Source organism: Evansella halocellulosilytica (assembly GCF_002335745.1).
GTDB classification, from domain to species: Bacteria; Bacillota; Bacilli; order Bacillales; family Salisediminibacteriaceae; genus Bacillus_CA; species Bacillus_CA halocellulosilytica.
Genome location: NZ_NIST01000001.1, coordinates 352,621 through 369,913 on the forward strand (window position 1 = coordinate 352,621; position 17,293 = coordinate 369,913).

Annotated in this window: 12 protein-coding genes and 1 pseudogene; 2 read left to right on the forward strand and 11 right to left on the reverse strand. The window is 40.4% G+C overall.

The window, feature by feature from the left end; all coding sequences use genetic code 11:
* Positions 1 to 174: 174 nt before the first annotated feature.
* From fsa to CD001_RS01610, 3 genes are all read right to left on the reverse strand, one after another.
* Positions 175 to 822 carry a fructose-6-phosphate aldolase gene (fsa, locus tag CD001_RS01600; RefSeq protein WP_096185897.1) on the reverse strand — a complete coding sequence of 216 codons (648 nt, stop codon included), beginning with the start codon at positions 820 to 822 and terminating at the stop codon, positions 175 to 177.
* A 146-nt stretch (positions 823 to 968) separates the two neighbouring features.
* A complete protein-coding gene (fba, locus tag CD001_RS01605) occupies positions 969 to 1,832 on the reverse strand; it encodes a class II fructose-1,6-bisphosphate aldolase (protein WP_096185898.1) in 864 nt (287 codons plus the stop codon).
* A 503-nt stretch (positions 1,833 to 2,335) separates the two neighbouring features.
* Positions 2,336 to 2,698 (reverse strand): response regulator, encoded by a 363-nt coding sequence (locus CD001_RS01610; protein WP_096185899.1) that lies wholly within the window; start codon positions 2,696 to 2,698, stop codon positions 2,336 to 2,338.
* A gap of 362 nt (positions 2,699 to 3,060) precedes the next feature.
* Between CD001_RS01610 and CD001_RS01615 the strand changes: the two genes are divergently transcribed.
* Complete coding sequence (locus CD001_RS01615; protein ID WP_096185900.1) at positions 3,061 to 3,591, forward strand: DUF2529 family protein; 531 nt, start codon at positions 3,061 to 3,063, stop codon at positions 3,589 to 3,591.
* Positions 3,592 to 3,677: 86 nt separating this feature from the next.
* Here the strand turns inward: CD001_RS01615 and CD001_RS01620 are convergent, their stop codons facing one another.
* Positions 3,678 to 5,276: a CTP synthase gene (locus tag CD001_RS01620; RefSeq protein WP_096185901.1), complete on the reverse strand. Its 1,599-nt coding sequence runs from the start codon at positions 5,274 to 5,276 to the stop codon at positions 3,678 to 3,680.
* Between the two features lie 450 nt (positions 5,277 to 5,726).
* Complete coding sequence (gene rpoE, locus CD001_RS01625) at positions 5,727 to 6,203, reverse strand: DNA-directed RNA polymerase subunit delta (RefSeq protein WP_096185902.1); 477 nt, start codon at positions 6,201 to 6,203, stop codon at positions 5,727 to 5,729.
* 668 nt (positions 6,204 to 6,871) lie between these two features.
* On the opposite strand from rpoE, the pseudogene CD001_RS01630 reads away from it, so the two are divergent.
* A pseudogene (locus tag CD001_RS01630) lies at positions 6,872 to 8,214 on the forward strand (IS1380 family transposase).
* Between the two features lie 519 nt (positions 8,215 to 8,733).
* Here the strand turns inward: CD001_RS01630 and icmF are convergent.
* The 6 genes from icmF to CD001_RS01660 form a co-directional block, all read right to left on the reverse strand.
* Positions 8,734 to 11,985 (reverse strand): fused isobutyryl-CoA mutase/GTPase IcmF, encoded by a 3,252-nt coding sequence (gene icmF, locus CD001_RS01635; RefSeq protein WP_096185903.1) that lies wholly within the window; start codon positions 11,983 to 11,985, stop codon positions 8,734 to 8,736.
* Positions 11,982 to 12,662 carry a TetR/AcrR family transcriptional regulator gene (locus CD001_RS01640; protein ID WP_096185904.1) on the reverse strand — a complete coding sequence of 227 codons (681 nt, stop codon included), beginning with the start codon at positions 12,660 to 12,662 and terminating at the stop codon, positions 11,982 to 11,984. Before CD001_RS01640 ends, icmF begins: the two co-directional genes overlap by 4 nt.
* Positions 12,659 to 13,609: a methylmalonyl Co-A mutase-associated GTPase MeaB gene (gene meaB / locus CD001_RS01645; RefSeq protein WP_179298569.1), complete on the reverse strand. Its 951-nt coding sequence runs from the start codon at positions 13,607 to 13,609 to the stop codon at positions 12,659 to 12,661. Before meaB ends, CD001_RS01640 begins: the two co-directional genes overlap by 4 nt.
* 120 nt (positions 13,610 to 13,729) lie before the next feature.
* Positions 13,730 to 14,872, reverse strand: coding sequence for an acyl-CoA dehydrogenase (locus CD001_RS01650; protein WP_096185906.1), 1,143 nt, complete (start codon positions 14,870 to 14,872; stop codon positions 13,730 to 13,732).
* Between the two features lie 150 nt (positions 14,873 to 15,022).
* Positions 15,023 to 16,162 (reverse strand): acyl-CoA dehydrogenase, encoded by a 1,140-nt coding sequence (locus CD001_RS01655; RefSeq protein ID WP_096185907.1) that lies wholly within the window; start codon positions 16,160 to 16,162, stop codon positions 15,023 to 15,025.
* 95 nt (positions 16,163 to 16,257) lie between these two features.
* Complete coding sequence (locus tag CD001_RS01660; RefSeq protein WP_096185908.1) at positions 16,258 to 17,109, reverse strand: 3-hydroxybutyryl-CoA dehydrogenase; 852 nt, start codon at positions 17,107 to 17,109, stop codon at positions 16,258 to 16,260.
* Between the last annotated feature and the right edge of the window lie 184 nt (positions 17,110 to 17,293).

Sequence of the window (17,293 nt, forward strand, 5' to 3'; positions counted from 1 at the left end):
GATGATAGAGACTATTAATACCATCATGTCCGTTCCTTTTACATTTTAGACGAAAACGAACGCAGACCTTTGATAAAAGAAAGTATCATTCAGTGATGTGCAAAAGGCACCTTAAAGGAAGGTGCCTACTATTATGATAGCAAAGTAAATCATCGGACGTCTGTGCCGATTCATCTACTGTTGTGTCTTTTCCCAATCCGCTAAAAACTTCTCGATTCCTTGGTCTGTTAGCGGGTGTTTCACGAGCTGATGTATGACCTTAAGAGGTAAAGTAGCAATATGAGCTCCTCTCATCGCGGACTCTGTTACATGCTGTGGGTGTCGGACTGAGGCAGCGATGATTTCCGTACTGATACCATGTAAGTCAAAGGTTTCTGCAATCTTTGAAATTAACTCAAGTCCGTCATGCCCAATATCATCTAAACGGCCTAAAAACGGAGATACATAGGTCGCACCTGCACGAGCTGCAAGCAATGCTTGATTGACAGTGAAAACTAATGTCACATTCGTTTTAATGTTTAAATCGCTGAACGTCCGAACAGCTTTTAATCCTTCTAATGTCATCGGAACTTTCACTGTGATATTAGGTGCAATCGCTGCTAGCTCTTTTCCTTCCTCGATCATTCCTTCAGCATCTGTTGCTATGACTTCTGCACTAACAGATCCTGTTGTAACGACTGATGTTATTTCTTTTAACCGTTCGTGAAAATCGATTCCTTCTTTTACTACTAATGATGGATTAGTCGTAACTCCAGACAATATACCTAATTCATGAGCTTCTTTAATTTCATCTATATTCGCCGTATCAATGAAAAATTTCATGATAACACCTCTTTTAAGTATTATTGATAACGTTTTCGGTTTTCGAAAGATTTAGACGATATGAGCGAAAAATGAAAGCTGGACAACACTCATCATGAGAGGTCTCCAACTTTCATTCATTTGTCATTTCACTTTTGTACCATTAGTTACGCTTTGTTTGAAGATCCAAATTCACGCATTTTGCCAATGACAGTTTCTTTAATCGCATCACGTGCTGGTCCTAAGTATTTACGCGGATCATACATTTCTGTGTTGTCCGCAAGTACTTCACGAACACGTTTAGCAGATGAAATTTGATTTTCAGTGTTTACATTGATTTTAGCAGTTCCTAAAGAAATCGCTTTTTGGATATCTTTCGTCGGAATTCCAGTTCCGCCGTGAAGAACTAAAGGTACACCTGTTAATTTTGCTACTTCTTCCATACGGTCAAAACCAAGGTTTGGTTCACCTTTATATGGACCATGTACAGAACCTAACGCTGGTGCAAAGCAGTCTACGTTTGTTTCACGAACTAACTCATCACACTCAGATGGAATTGCGTATGCAGCTTCTGCATCGTCAACAACTAGATCGTCTTCTTGTCCACCGATACGACCTAATTCTGCTTCAACAGAAATGCCTAATGTATGTGCTACATCAACTACTTTTTTCGTAAGAGCGATGTTCTCTTCTAACGGATGATGAGAACCGTCAATCATAACTGACGTAAAGCCTGCGTACATTGCTTCGACACACTTTTCAAAGCTAGAACCGTGGTCTAAATGAATCGCTACAGGTACTGTTGTTTCATATTCAGCCATTAGAGCTTCAACAATGCTGACGACTGTGTGGAAACCACCCATGTAACGAGCAGCCCCTTCAGAAACTCCTAGGATGACTGGAGACTGTTCTTCTTCAGCAGCTTGCAGGATTGCTTGTGTAAACTCTAAGTTGTTTAAGTTAAATTGTCCTACAGCGTACCCTTCTGCTTTTGCTTTTTCAAGCATTTCTTTCATTGATACTAAAGGCATTCTAAATATCCTCCTTTAAATTCACGAACATTATGCATCAACTTCTTTAAACATTGTTCAAAAAGTCCGGGAAAAAGACTGTCGAGTATTGTCTCAGTTTAGCTACCTGTTGATCACGTGAAAAGACCATTTGCCAGCACTCCAAGTTGCTTCTTACTAAATGGTCGGGACAGCGCGCAAAACTATTGCTTCATACTGCGCCCATCATTACACTAACCTTCGCCACTTCGATCTTCGCGGCCTTTTTTGTCCTTCTCTTCAAACATGCTTTTTTATGGTTTCAATACATACAAACGATAATGATAATATTTGCAGCTATTTGCAGGAATATCCTTACCATTTGTATGAATCGGACGTTTACGCGAAAAAAGCCATGAACCGATTTTTGGTCACAGCAAAATGAAACCATTCCGCAAGTTGACTCACAAATGTATTATAGCATACGAAAATGGTTTTTCACGTAAATATGAAAAGAATTATTAAACCATTCAACTGTAAGCGCTTTATACTTTTAGATAGTTTTTCACTTTCTCTTTCACTTCATCAATATCGAACGGTTTTGCAAAATGTGTGAGTGCTCCTAGGTCCATTGCTTCATTGATCATCTCAAGTTCTCCATAAGCGGTCATCATGATGACATCTGATTTTGCACCCATTTTCTTTATTTCCCTTAAAATTTCTAGTCCGTCCATCCCCGGAATTTTCATATCTAACAAGATCAGGTCTGGTTCGTTTTCTTCTACGATTTTTAATGCCTGTTTTCCGTTAGAGGCTTGTAAAGTATCATAGCCATCCTTTTCAAAAACTTCGGTTAATAATACACGAATACCAAATTGATCATCAACGATTAATAGTTTTTTATGCATGATCTTTTTCCTCCTATAGTTAATCCGAAATTTTCCGGAGACACCACACTCATTGTATATATTCGCTATAACGACCTCAATTCCTGCCGTCAAAATTTATAAGACTAGCAAAAATTTCTTGTTTTTTTAGCTAAGTTTGTCACGGACATATGCTCGGTGTCATATCGGCCCTTTCTTCTATTCTTCTATATAAAACTCGTGATAGCGAATTTACGCGCAATTGTAATGTCCAATACGCCATCTACACGGTTCAGGATTTTTTCCTAAAAACACTTGATTGCACAGTTTTGCATATTGCTTTTCGTTTTGTCAAACTTATTGATACACTTTAGTCTAAATAGTAGCTGAAGGGAGAGAAACATATGAAAATTTTCCGAACCCAATTGCAAGGGCTCATTACGAACATAGATGAATTTGAAGAACAGTTTGAAGAAGCTTCTCGGGTGATTGCACAAAGCATTATAAGTGACGGAGAGCTGTGGATATACGGAGAAAAAGAAATGCAAGGAATTGTCGCACAAGCAACAGAAGGAGACGATCCTTTTCCAACTGTTAGAATAGCTTCAGAGCGCACTGCATTTTCAGAATTAGATACCCTTATCGTCTGTTCAACCGATCCATACAGTGAGCAAACAAAAAAGATCGTTGAAAAAGCAAGAGAATCCGGCTGTCAAATCATCGGAATAAGCTCACATGATACGACGTTGAAGGAGCAAAATCGAAGCAGTTGGACCGATGCATGTCAATTTTACTTTTCAACCGGCGTTAAACAAGGACTCGTTCCAACTGAAGAAGGCAATCGAATAGGTACTCCCCACCTGCTCATCGCGCTTCATATTTATTACGCACTATACTTCACCCTCCAAGAATACTTAGAAGAGTTCGAGATGTGATTGATGAACTGATTGTTGATGGATAAGACAAGCTTAAGAAACCCAGAAAACCCCAGGTGCCAGGCACCTGGGGTTTTCTGGGTTTTTTATTTTCCTAAGCTCGCATGAATGAATTCACGGAACAACGGCTGTGGACGCGTCGGTCTTGAGACGAACTCTGGATGGAATTGTGAAGCAACAAAATAAGGGTGATCTTCAATTTCAACAATTTCAACTAAACGTCCATCCGGACTCGTACCAGAGAAAATAAAACCTGCTTCCTCCATTTGTTCACGGTATTCATTGTTAAACTCATAACGGTGACGGTGGCGCTCATAAACGATCTGTTCATCGTATGCATCGTATGCAGCAGTTCCTTCTTTTAATTTACAAGGGTATAGCCCAAGGCGAAGCGTTCCACCAAAATCTTCAATATCTTTCTGTTCAGGCAGTAAATCGATAACCGGATATTTAGTAAGCGGGTTTAATTCAGATGAGTTTGCACCTTCCAACCCTAATGCATTTCTTGCAAATTCTACGGATGCTAACTGCATGCCTAAGCAAATACCTAAGAAAGGAACCTTATTCGTACGAGCGTATTCAATCGCTAAAATTTTCCCTTCGATACCGCGATCACCGAAGCCTCCAGGAACAAGAATTCCATCTACACCAGAAAGCTTTTCATCAATGTTTTCTTCTGAAACCTCTTCTGAGTTTATCCACTTAATCTCAATATCTGAATCATACTCGTAACCTGCATGCTTCAGTGCTTCTGCCACAGATAAGTATGCATCTTGAAGAGCAACATATTTTCCTACTAATGCAATTTTCGTTGTCTTAGATAAGTTTTTCACTTTATCAATTAGTCCGAGCCATTCAGTCATATCGGCTTCTTTGCAGTCAAGATTCAAGAAATTACAAACGTATTGGTCAAGCTTTTGTTTTTGAAGCTCAATTGGTACTTCATATAACGTTTCAGCATCACGTGCTTCAATGACAGCATCCTTTTCGATGTCACAGAAAAGGGCAATTTTATCTTTCATATCTTCCGGTACAGGACGTTCTGTGCGAACGACAATAACATTTGGCTGAATACCTAAACTGCGAAGCTCTTTTACACTGTGCTGCGTCGGCTTCGATTTCATCTCACCAGCTGCTCCTAGGTATGGAATGAGTGTACAGTGAATGTACATGACATTATCTGCACCGACATCACTTTTAATTTGGCGGATCGCCTCTAAAAATGGCAGACTCTCGATATCACCAACGGTTCCCCCGATTTCTGTGATGACAACATCTGGATGCCCTTCTTTTGAAGCACGATAAACACGATCTTTCAGTTCATTCGTAATATGAGGAATGACTTGAACAGTTCCTCCTAAATAGTCACCGCGACGCTCTTTTTTCAAAACGGTCGAATATACTTTTCCTGTCGTCACGTTACTGTATTTTCCTAAATTAATATCGATAAAACGCTCATAGTGACCTAAATCAAGATCTGTTTCTGCTCCATCATCTGTAACAAATACTTCACCGTGCTGGTACGGACTCATCGTACCAGGATCGACGTTAATGTATGGATCAAACTTCTGAATCGTTACCTTGAGACCTCTATTTTTTAACAAACGACCTAAGGAAGCTGCTGTGATCCCTTTACCTAATGATGAAACAACACCGCCTGTAACAAAAATATACTTTGTAGTCATGGAATTAGTCCCTCGCTTTTTCGTAATATTATGGGGTGAACAAAACTTAGCTAATCGGCCAAGCCTTAATGGTGAAAGCCTTCATCGACGTTATACTACCGTCAATAGGTTTTATAAATGCTAATAGTTTTAAAAAAAATCAGGGTAATAAAAGCATTTATCTTCTTTTGTATACTGATGCTGATTTCAGCATTTCATGTATTTTTTATAAATAGAATTTTTCCCCGAAATGGCCATTCAAAAAATAAAAAAACAAAAGTACCCACCTCTGCTAATGGAGGGGGCACTTTTGTTATATATATCGTATCGATCTTCTTTCGCATTTACTATAAGTAAAGCCCAAAAAGAATTTTAGCGAGAAGTGACAAAAAAGTCAAGATGCGAAACGATAATATGTTCTCTTAATATCAATGAATGTTGAGAACTTGCTTTTAAGACACTCAGAAGAGCTTATAAGTCGTCTTCATCATCTTTTGAATCTAGATCCTCATCGAAATCATCGCCTTCAACCTCATCATCAAAATCTGAATCTTCTTCGTTTGCTAACTCATCGAGTTCATCTTCTAAGTCCTCAAACTCATCAAAATCTTCTTCGTCGTCAAAAGCTTCTTCTTCCTCATCACGCTTCTTCTTACGCGCTCTGTTCGTTTGAGAAAGTTCTTCTTCGGTTTGGTCAAAAGGATACCATGCGCGAAGAGCCCAGTTATTGTCGCCAACATTAACGAAGCGACCGTCCATCGACATCTCAGTATAGAGGTGTGCAATACGCTCTTTCACATGTTCCTCACTTAGTCCCTTTACATCTGCTACTTGTTTAAGTAGAGTGTGATAATTATAAGGGGTCTTATGCTCCTTTAACAGGTCATAAGCAATTTCAATCATGGCTATTTCTTTCAGCTGAGCCTCCGTGTACTGTTTGATGCTCACATCCGGCACTTCCTTTCAATGAATATTATATCGTATTTCATTTAGTAAAACGTCAGTTATGTTGTGGATCTATGCTGCATTCTTTACTCAATTCGTTAAGCTTCAAGCTTAACAGTGTTACGAATTCATACCTTTCATTATAAACACATCTAATATTATTATGCCAGTCTAATCCAATCATTTGAAGAAGTTTTTTCATTATCGGGATTTTCACGCTTCGTTTGAAGAAGAATAAGCTGAGTTTTCCAAGAGTGATCGTCTTTCACTCGAGAGATCGCTCATCAAGAAAACCCGTCAGCATTGAGAGATCATAGACTAACCCTTTTAACTATCTTTCACCACTGTTTAACTTGTTTTACTATGTATTACCTGAATCCGTGATGAATTAATTTATTCTTTGTATGAATCCTAAAAATCTTTCGATTTAACTTGGTGGAGTAAATACTCGAATCCGTAACTGGCGGACGCTTTCCGCGGGCACGGCCTCAGCCTCCTCAACGCAAAGACCAGCGTCTGCGGGGTCTTCAGCTCGTGCTGTTCCCGCTGGAGTCGCCGCCATTCACTTCTTCGAGTGAACAGAAGGTTCTTCATAAATAAGTCTTCAAACCTTGCTATAATAAGAATAGGAACTGTTTTTGGTTCAAATTCTTATTCACCAGGAAGGTGTTATGATGAAATTTATTTTAGAAGCCTCTGATGAAACTGTATCCACTCATTCTGGATTAGGTCTAAATTGGTTTACTTTTATCAAAAACGGAACTCTCCACTCGTTTAACTAGCTTAAATGTTCCTGAGATAAAATCTGCTCCAGCCATTAGAAATGGTGATGTCATCACATCTTATATCGGGATTCTATGTCAGAGTAAGAACGATTTTGACCATATCGAACCATTCCGAAAAGATCCCTTCTTCTATCGTGCATTAGGTATAAAAAAGTGTTCCATCGAGTGCTACATTACGACAAAGAATGAATCAAATATCTAAAGTAGATGATTGGAAAGAGGTCCTCTTAGAAGAGTCGACTCATCTCATTAGGCAATTCGATTGCCCTGTCACACCAACGATACTTATGGATGGAGAAACAAAGTTCATTCCACTGGATTTAGACGTGTCTCCTTTTGATAACTCAAATACCAAGAAAGAAGGAGTGAGCAGGACTTATAAAGGATGTGACGGTTATGCACCGAATTTTAGCTACATTGGTCAAGAAGGCTATGTTGTTAATGTAGAACTGCGTGAAGGGAAAACCCATGTACAAAAAGATACAGATGTTTTCTTAAAAGAATCGATTCGTTACGCCAAAGAATTAACCAACTTGCCTTTACTCGTCCGCGCGGACGGGGAAATGATCGTATCGATAATCTTAAAGTCTGTGTTGATGAAAAAGTAGATTTTATCATCAAAAGAAATCCCCGACGAGAGAAGCCAGAAACTTGGTTAATGATTGCAGAACAGAAAGGGAACCAAGCTCCATCAAGAGATGGTAAACGTATCTATATTTGGCTCTGTTTCAGTAACACCAAAAGGTATGAAGAATCCTTTACGTCAAGTGTATAAAGTAGTTGAAAGAACAATAGATAAACATGGTCAAAATCTCATCATTCCAGAAGTTGAATTTGAAAGCTACTGGACTACATTAGACATTGAACCTGAAGAAGTAATAGAACTTTACCATGAACACGGCACTTGCGAACAATTCCATCGTGAATTGAAAACGGACTTAGACTTAGAACGATTTCCTTCGGGAAAGTTTTGTACCAATGACCTCATTTTACATTTAGGGTGCTTTACTTATCATTTACTACGTATCATTGGACAAGAGAGCCTGAAAGAAGAAGATGCCTCACTGAAGAAAAAAGTGTTCCGTCGAAGAGTGAAAACTGTGATCCATAATTTAATAACTCTAGCATCAAAGATGGTATCACACGCTCGCAAGCTCTATTTGAAATTTGGTAATCATAGTCCGTGGTTTCTAACATTTAAGCGAATATATTCCACTTTTTCAATGTAACTTTTTGTGATGATATCATTTTTGCAGCTCACAAAAAGCATTTTTTTGTGAGGTTTATGTAGTAAACTTAAAAACAGTCATACATAAGAGTACCGTTGATATGTCAGGAATCTACGAGACTGTCTCTTCCTCTACTAGTATGGCTCTGTCGTATATCCGTCGAGACAAATCGATGTATTTTCGAAGAAGCAATCCTCTTTCCTGCGGGAAAAGCGAGCCTGGCGAGACCCCGCAGAACGAAACGAAGTGGAGTTTGAGGAGGCTCGCGGATCGCCCGCGGAAAGCGAGTAGATGTATGGCATATCAACACGGTTATCACGGATTCAGGTATTACTATGTTTCACTATTTTTTACTATGTTTTCCATGCGCCAGGAACATGGGTAAATTTGGTAATTTAGGAATTTAGAAACTTGGGAATTTGGAAACTTGGAAATTCGGAAGGTGGTCATGGAAGGGAATTATTTTTTTCTCTTAATGAATGAAGAGGACCTGCGATTGGTCCTCTTCGAATAAGACTTTTATAGGTTTCTTCGGTATTTGCCACCGACTTCATAAAGTGCTGCGGTAATTTGGCCGAGACTTGCTACTTTGACTGTTTCCATTAATTCTTCAAACAAATTCCCGCCGCTTAAAGCGACTTGCTTAAGATTTGCTAATGCATCTGATGCTTCCGTCATTCTGGATTCCTGGAATTCGCGTAAATATTCGATTTGACCCTCTTTTTCCTCTTTCGTTGCACGAGCTAATTCCATATCGAAATCATCTTCGTCCGGGGCGTTCGGATTTAAATACGTATTAACCCCGATGATCGGAAGGTCGCCGTTATGTTTTTTCGTTTCATACAAAAGAGATTCTTCTTGAATTTTTCCACGCTGGTACTGGGTTTCCATCGCTCCAAGGACGCCGCCGCGATCATTCATCCGCTCAAGCTCAATTAAAACCGCTTCTTCAACGAGATCTGTTAATTCTTCTACGATAAAGGAACCTTGTTGCGGATTTTCATTTTTAGCTAGCCCCATCTCTTTTGAAATGATCAATTGAATCGCCATCGCACGTCGGACACTTTCTTCTGTTGGCGTCGTCACTGCTTCATCGTAAGCATTCGTATGAAGCGAGTTACAATTATCATAGATTGCTAGAAGCGCCTGCAGTGTCGTACGAATATCATTAAAATCAACTTCTTGAGCGTGCAATGAACGGCCAGACGTTTGAATATGATATTTTAATTTTTGACTTCGTTCATTACCACCATATTTATTTTTCATCGCAATTGCCCAAATACGGCGAGCAACGCGGCCGATAACGGTATACTCCGGGTCAAGACCATTACTGAAGAAGAACGATAAATTCGGTGCAAAATCATCGATATCCATACCACGGCTTAAGTAATACTCGACGTACGTAAACCCGTTTGCCAAAGTAAAAGCTAACTGACTGATCGGATTCGCTCCCGCTTCGGCAATGTGATAACCAGAAATCGATACAGAATAGTAGTTTCGTACTTTATGATCGATGAAATATTGCTGAATATCCCCCATCATTCTTAGAGCGAACTCTGTACTGAAAATGCACGTGTTTTGACCTTGGTCCTCTTTCAATATATCTGCTTGGACGGTTCCACGAACAGTAGACAAAGTGCGTGCTTTAATTTCTTCTCTCTCTGCTGGTGAAGGTTCACGTCCATTTTGCACAGTATACGCTTCAATCTGCTGATCGATTGCTGTGTTCATGAACATCGCCAAAATGATCGGTGCAGGACCGTTGATCGTCATCGAAACAGATGTTGACGGAGCGCATAAGTCAAATCCGTCGTACAGCTTCTTCATATCATTCAATGTACAAATGCTGACCCCGCTTTCCCCGACCTTTCCATAAATGTCAGGACGATGCCCTGGATCTTCCCCATACAATGTGACCGAATCAAATGCTGTACTTAACCGCTTCGCATCATCATCTTTTGACAAATAGTGAAAACGACGGTTCGTTCGTTCAGGGCTTCCTTCCCCGGCAAACTGCCGCTTCGGATCTTCCCCTTTTCGTTTGAACGGGAATACCCCTGCCGTATATGGGAATTCACCTGGTACATTTTCTCTACGAACCCAGCGGACAATGTCTCCGTAATCTTTATATTTAGGTAAAGCTACTTTCGGAATATCCAAACCTGAAAGACTTCTCGTTTTTAACTCTGTTACGATTTCTTTGTCACGAATTTTAATAACGTATTGATCTTGTTTATATTTTTCTTTCTTGTCTTCCCACGTATAGATAACTTCCTTCGTATCAGGCTTCATTTCCGAAGTATATTCTTCTTTAAGCTCAATTAATCCGTGGTGGTCACCATTTTTCCCTTTTTCGGCCAGCGCCTCAAGTGTACCTTCAATTTGAAAAAGCCGACGCGCTTTATTCGCCTCTTCTTCTGTTTCTTTATGATAATTGCGGACCGTATCGGATATTTCCCGTAAATAATGAATTTGCTCCGAAGGAATGATCACCCTTTTTGTAGAAAGTTCATCGCCTTTCCCAAGGACTGTATCAAATCCATGGTCATATTTACGATTCAAGATCGACATCAGTTCATAAAACAGTCTGTTTGTTCCGGGATCATTAAATTGACTTGCAATCGTACCATAAACAGGCATATCCTCCGGTTGTTCATCAAACAGTGTCCGGCTTCGCTGATACTGCTTTCTTACCTCACGAAGAGCATCCTCTGATCCTTTACGATCAAACTTATTAATCGCGACAATATCAGCAAAATCGATCATATCAATTTTTTCAAGCTGCGAAGGTGCCCCGAATTCACTCGTCATCACGTACATCGATACGTCAGCGACATCGGTGATTGCTGCATCACCTTGCCCGATTCCACTCGTTTCAACAATAATTAAATCGTACCCGGCTGCTTTTACAACTCGAATCGCCTCTTCAATTGCCTTCGAAAGCTCCTGGCTGCTGTCACGTGTTGCGAGTGAACGCATGTATACGCGCGGGGAGTGGATCGCATTCATCCGGATTCGGTCTCCGAGTAATGCTCCACCCGTTTTTTTCTTAGTCGGGTCAACCGAGAGGATCGCTAACGTTTTATCTTCGAATGCTCTAAGAAAGCGAAGAACGAGTTCGTCTGTAAGTGAGCTTTTTCCGGCTCCGCCTGTACCTGTAATTCCAAGTATCGGAGTATTCGATTCTTGAACGTCAAAGATTGTATCTTCAAAAAAAGCTTGAATATCCTCTGGCACACCTTCATCAAATGCACGTTTTTCAGCGATACTAATTAACCTTGCAACCGATCCCATTTCCCGACTGTGAATCTGCTCCTTACTAACCTTTGCTACATCATCTAAGGCAAAATCACACGCTTCCATCATCTGATTAATCATCCCTTGAAGACCGTTTTTACGCCCGTCTTCAGGTGAAAAAATTTGTCTGATCCCATATTCGTGGAGTTCTTTTATTTCTGCGGGAATGATAACACCACCACCGCCACCGAAAATTTGAATATGGTCAGCACCCTTTTCTTGCAGCAAATCATAAAGATATTTAAAATATTCGACATGCCCTCCTTGATACGAGGAAATCGCAATTCCTTGAACATCCTCCTGAATTGCCGCTTGAACAACCTCATCTACCGACCGGTTATGACCTAGATGAATGACTTCTGCTCCTGAAGCTTGAAGCATTCTTCGCATAATGTTTATCGAGGCATCGTGTCCATCAAATAAACTTGATGCGGTGACAAAACGAATTGGGTTTTTCGGTTCGTATTTTTTCATCGTTCTCCCTCCGTGTTTGCTATCGTCTCTAATGCAGGTGTCTCTCTACACGATTCTTTTAACCGGAAACCGTGAAAAAGCTGATTCATTTGCCATTTACAATATTGTTCAAACGTATAATCTTTTTGAATAGCCCAGCGGCGGAACGTCCACATGTGACCGGAAACGAGGATGTTATGGCAAGCTAATGAAATTTCTTGTTCCTCTAGATGGATGATTCCATTATCCATACAAGACTTTAACTCTTTTGCAAACATTTCTTTCATATTTAATTCTTTTTGTAAAACGTAATTCAATGCTTCTTTTGTAAGCGATTTCGATTCTTGATATAAAACGAGAACTTCATCTTGCAAATCATCGACGACATTAAAATAAGCTTCAATAACTTGTCGCAACCGTTCAAGTCCTTGTAAATTCCTATCCATTAAATATTCCCATTTTTCCATCACTTGGTCATAGACAGCATCACAAACTAAATAAAGAATATCTTCTTTTGATCCAATATATTCATATAGCGTACCAATACTAAATCCCGATGCTTGAGCCACTTCTCTCGTTGTCGTTCCATGGTAGCCTTTTTCATTGAAAAGCTTTACGGCCGCTTTTACAATTTGTTCTCTACGCTTTTTAATGAGACGTTGGTCTTTTACCATTGATGGGACCTGTTTCTTTTTCACTTTAACCCTCTCCTCTCCTCGACTTCACCCTTTTTCCACCTTTGAAATATTTGCTCTGCGATGTCATAGGGGTCTGCGTCAATTCCTTCACGCTGGGTGAAATGGTGTTCTATTAGAGGGGAAATCTCAAACATAAATTGTTCTTTTAACCGTCGGGACACTTCGAGTTTTCTCTGACTGAGCCTTCGTTCAGTCCACTGATCGGACGATCGTAAAAAATGGAAGTGATCTGTTAAACTAGTGACTACTTCTTTCATTCCTTTTCCTTCTATTGAAATCGTTTCTACAATTGGCGGTAACCACTTTCCTGCTCTTTCCGATATATGAAGTAAATCTTGCAGTTCCCCTTTAAGCTGTTCCACACCCGGAAGATCAGCTTTATTAATAATAAAGAGGTCAGCAATCTCCATAATCCCGGCTTTAAATGCTTGAATCACATCTCCACCAGAAGGATAAAGAACGAGTGCGACAGTATCAGCCGTTTTCATAATGTCGAGTTCTGACTGTCCGACACCTACCGTTTCGACGATGACAAGGTCAAATCCAGATGCACTCATCAGTCGAACGACATCCTGACAAGATTCAGAAAGTCCGCCTAAACTGCCTCTTGTCCCCATACTGCGGACAAATACTCCATCATCTTCTTCGTGATCACGCATTCTTACCCGGTCGCCGAGCAAGGCACCACCTGAGAACGGGCTAGTAGGATCTACCGCTGCTATTGCCACTGTTTTTCCAGCTTTTCTCCATTCTTTTACTAATTCATTAACGAGCGAACTTTTCCCCGCTCCTGGAGATCCTGTAATGCCAATTATTTGCCCTTTATCTTCGTTCTCATAAAGGCGGGACAATAAAGATCTGTAGCCTGGTTTCCGGTCTTCAACAAGTGAAATTGCCTTCGCTAGTGCTCGATGGTTTCCTTCACGTATTCGTTCTGCTAAATCCACTTGCCCCGCCTCCTTTCTTAACAGTCATGTTCCAATGTCCGGATATTTCATTCTTCATTTGCCAATTCAGTTTGATTCATTTTAATTTTAAAAAGAATGACCATATTCAATTAATTGTCATTACCCTTTTAACAGCATTTTCGCGATGACTAGACGCTGAATTTCATTCGTTCCTTCATAAATTTGGGTGATTTTAGCGTCTCTCATGTAACGTTCAACTGGATATTCTTTCGTATAGCCATAGCCACCGAACACTTGCACAGCTTCTGTTGTGACTTCCATCGCTGTATCGCCGGCAAACAATTTCGACATCGCCGATTCCTTACCGTATGGAAGAGCTTCACTTTCCTTCCATGCAGCTTGATAAGTAAGCAGGCGTGATGCTTCAATTTTTGTCGCCATATCAGCGATCTTAAAGCCAATCCCTTGTTGATCACCAATCGCTTTACCAAATTGCTTTCTTTCTTTCGCATAATTGACAGAAGCATCCAATGCTCCTTGGGCAATCCCGACAGCTTGAGCTGCAATCCCGTTACGGCCACCATCTAATGTCATCATCGCAATTTTAAAACCGTCTCCTTCTTCACCAAGAAGGTTTTCTTTCGGTACACGACAATTATCAAAGATAATTTCTAATGTTGGGGACGAACGTATCCCAAGCTTGCTTTCTTTTTTCCCCATAGAGAATCCAGGTGTACCCTTTTCTACAATAAAAGCAGAACAGCCTTTATGCTTTTTCTCTGGATCAGTCAATGCAAAAACAACATAGATGTCTGCCTCGCCTGCGTTTGTAATGAAGATTTTTGAACCATCGAGGATGTAATCATCTCCATCACGCTTCGCTGTCGTTTTCATATTCGCAGCATCACTACCTGACCCTGATTCAGTTAAACCGTAAGCACCCATTTTCTTCCCTTCTGCCATTGGTCGGAGAAATTTTTGCTTTTGCTCTTCATTCCCGAACGTATAAATCGGCCACCCAGCTAAAGAAATGTGAGCTGACAAAGTCACACCGGTAGAAGCACATACACGCGATAACTCTTCAACTGCAATGACATAGCTTAAATAATCAGCACCAATCCCGCCGTATTCTTCTGGCCAAGGTATCCCTGTTAGACCAAGTTCAGCCATTTGATCGAAAATTGCCCGGTCAAAATATTCCTCTTCATCTCGTTCTGCCGCTGTAGGTGCAACTTCGTTTTCTGCGAAATCGCGTACCATTTTACGGATCATTTGCTGTTCATCTGTAAGTTGGAAATTCATCTTCGTTTTCCCCGCTTTCGTTTCTTTACTTTAAGCTCTTTTCGTATACTTTGTCGCTTCATGAAATTGGATATAGATGCTTCCAGTAATAGGGATTCATTTTTGTAAGAGGATATTCTCCATGTAAGCAACATCCTTCTAGAACCCGACCTACCTTAATAGCTCTTTACTAATGACGATTTTCTGTATTTCAGTCGTACCTTCATAAATTTGTGTCACTTTCGCATCACGGAAAAAGCGTTCGACAGAATACTCTTTCGTATAGCCATAGCCGCCAAATACTTGAATCGCTTCAGTTGCCACTTCCATTGCGGTATTCGCTGCAAACAGTTTTGCCATTGAAGCTTCTTTGCTGCACGCAATTCCGGCTTCTTTCATCGACGCTGCCTCGTAAACGAGTAGTCTCGACGCTTCAACCTTTGTCGCCATATCTGCTAATTTAAAGCCGATACCTTGCTGACTTCCGATTGACCTTCCGAATTGTTTTCTTTCATTTGCATAATCGGTTGCTGCTTTGAGTGCACCTTCTGCGATACCTAACGCTTGTGCTGCAATGCCAATTCTTCCTGCGTTTAAATTATAAAGAGCGATTTTTAAGCCTTCTCCTTCTTTACCAAGCAAGTTATCGATTGGAACGAGTGCGTCGTCAAACGAAAGCTCAGTCGTATTCGAACCGAACAGTCCCATTTTTTTCTCTTTTGCTCCAACAGTAAAACCAGTGGTGTCTTTATCGATAATAAACGCACTTATTCCTTTGCTGCCTGCCTCTGGATCTGTCCTAGCAAATGCAACATATACATCTGCTGCTCCACCATTTGTAATAAATACTTTCGAGCCATTTAATACGTAATGATCGCCTTTTTTCTTAGCTGTCATTTTTAATCCAGCTGCGTCACTTCCTGAACTTGGCTCTGTTAAGGCAAAGGCACCTAAATATTCACCTGAAGCAAGTTTTGGAATATAGTGTTGTTTCTGTTCTTCTGACCCAAAATAAAGGATCGGATTCGTTGCAACAGATGTATGAACAGATAAAATAACACCTACTGTTGCACTCACTCTGGAAAGCTCGTTAATCGCCAAAATATAGGATGTAAAATCCATGCCAGCTCCGCCATATTTTTCTGGGATCGGGATTCCCATCATTCCGAGCTCTCCCATTGCTTTTACAACCTCAAAAGGGAATTGATCCGTCTCTTCCATATGAGGGACTGCTTCTGCTACTTTTTCTTCAGCAAACTGACGGACCATTTTCCGCATCATCTCTTGTTCTTCTGTAAATCTTAAATTCATAGATGTCACCTCACCCTAGATGAATTTCAAATCACTTTATGTTTTTCTGTTAGCCATAAAAGGATTAACATGAATGTGACAAGCTTAGTTACATGCTATTCATATTTGTAAAAGCCCTGTCCTGCCTTCTTCCCTAACCAGCCTGCATTTACATATTTTCTTAATAATGGACACGGACGGTATTTGTCATCCCCAAAACCGTCATGCAACGTTTCCATAATATATAAGCACGTATCAAGACCGATAAAGTCAGCTAATGTGAGCGGTCCCATTGGATGGTTCATTCCTAACTTCATGACCTCATCGACGTCTTTCGGAGAAGCAACACCTTCATATACTGTATAAATCGCCTCATTGATCATAGGCATAAGAATTCGATTTGAAACAAATCCTGGGAAATCATTTACTTCAACAGCAGTCTTTTTTAAGTTTTCCGCCATTTCTTTCACAGTTTCAAAGACTTCATCACTCGTTGCAAGTCCTCGAATGACTTCGACAAGTTTCATGACTGGAACGGGATTCATAAAGTGCATTCCGATCACCTTTTCAGGTCGATTCGTTGCCGCTGCAATTTCAGTAATCGGTAAAGATGATGTATTTGTCGCTAAAATTGCATGTTCAGGTGCAAGATGATCAAGCTCTGAAAACAGTTTTTTCTTTACTTCCATATTTTCAATTGCAGCCTCAATGACAATATCAACACTTTTTGCGTTCGACAGTTGTACAGATGAGCGGATTTTCTGTAAAAAGCGGTCCATATCTGCTTCGGAAATTCGTTCTTTATCAACTTGTCGCTGTAATTGCTTTCGGATGCCGCTTAACCCTCGTTCTACATGAGCTTCCTCTAAGTCGTGAAGAATGACTTCGTAACCGTTCATTGCGCAAACTTGAGCAATTCCTGATCCCATCTGGCCTGCGCCAACGACCATCACCCTATTTATTTGCATGTTTATCCCCCTTGTTTCTTTAGCTTTGTTTAAAGTGGCTTTATCATTTTCAGTTCGTTAGGTGGTTACGTTTAATGTATTTCGTAATCGCTTCCTTACTACGGAGCTTTAGGCTTTTCACCTCTAGCTCCTATTTTTGTTGGCCGGAATCGCACATTCAATACGAACCGCTATAAAGTGAACG

Excerpts from the sequence above, each read along its gene's own strand:
- CD001_RS01620 (WP_096185901.1), bottom strand. The coding sequence starts at position 5,276 with ATGACTACAAAGTATATTTTTGTTACAGGCGGTGTTGTTTCATCATTA.
- fsa (WP_096185897.1), bottom strand. The coding sequence starts at position 822 with ATGAAATTTTTCATTGATACGGCGAATATAGATGAAATTAAAGAAGCT.
- icmF (WP_096185903.1), bottom strand. The coding sequence starts at position 11,985 with ATGAAAAAATACGAACCGAAAAACCCAATTCGTTTTGTCACCGCATCA.
- CD001_RS01660 (WP_096185908.1), bottom strand. The coding sequence starts at position 17,109 with ATGCAAATAAATAGGGTGATGGTCGTTGGCGCAGGCCAGATGGGATCA.
- CD001_RS01610 (WP_096185899.1), bottom strand. The coding sequence starts at position 2,698 with ATGCATAAAAAACTATTAATCGTTGATGATCAATTTGGTATTCGTGTA.
- fba (WP_096185898.1), bottom strand. The coding sequence starts at position 1,832 with ATGCCTTTAGTATCAATGAAAGAAATGCTTGAAAAAGCAAAAGCAGAA.
- CD001_RS01655 (WP_096185907.1), bottom strand. The coding sequence starts at position 16,162 with ATGAATTTAAGATTTACAGAAGAACAAGAGATGATGCGGAAAATGGTC.
- CD001_RS01615 (WP_096185900.1), top strand. The coding sequence starts at position 3,061 with ATGAAAATTTTCCGAACCCAATTGCAAGGGCTCATTACGAACATAGAT.
- CD001_RS01650 (WP_096185906.1), bottom strand. The coding sequence starts at position 14,872 with ATGAATTTCCAACTTACAGATGAACAGCAAATGATCCGTAAAATGGTA.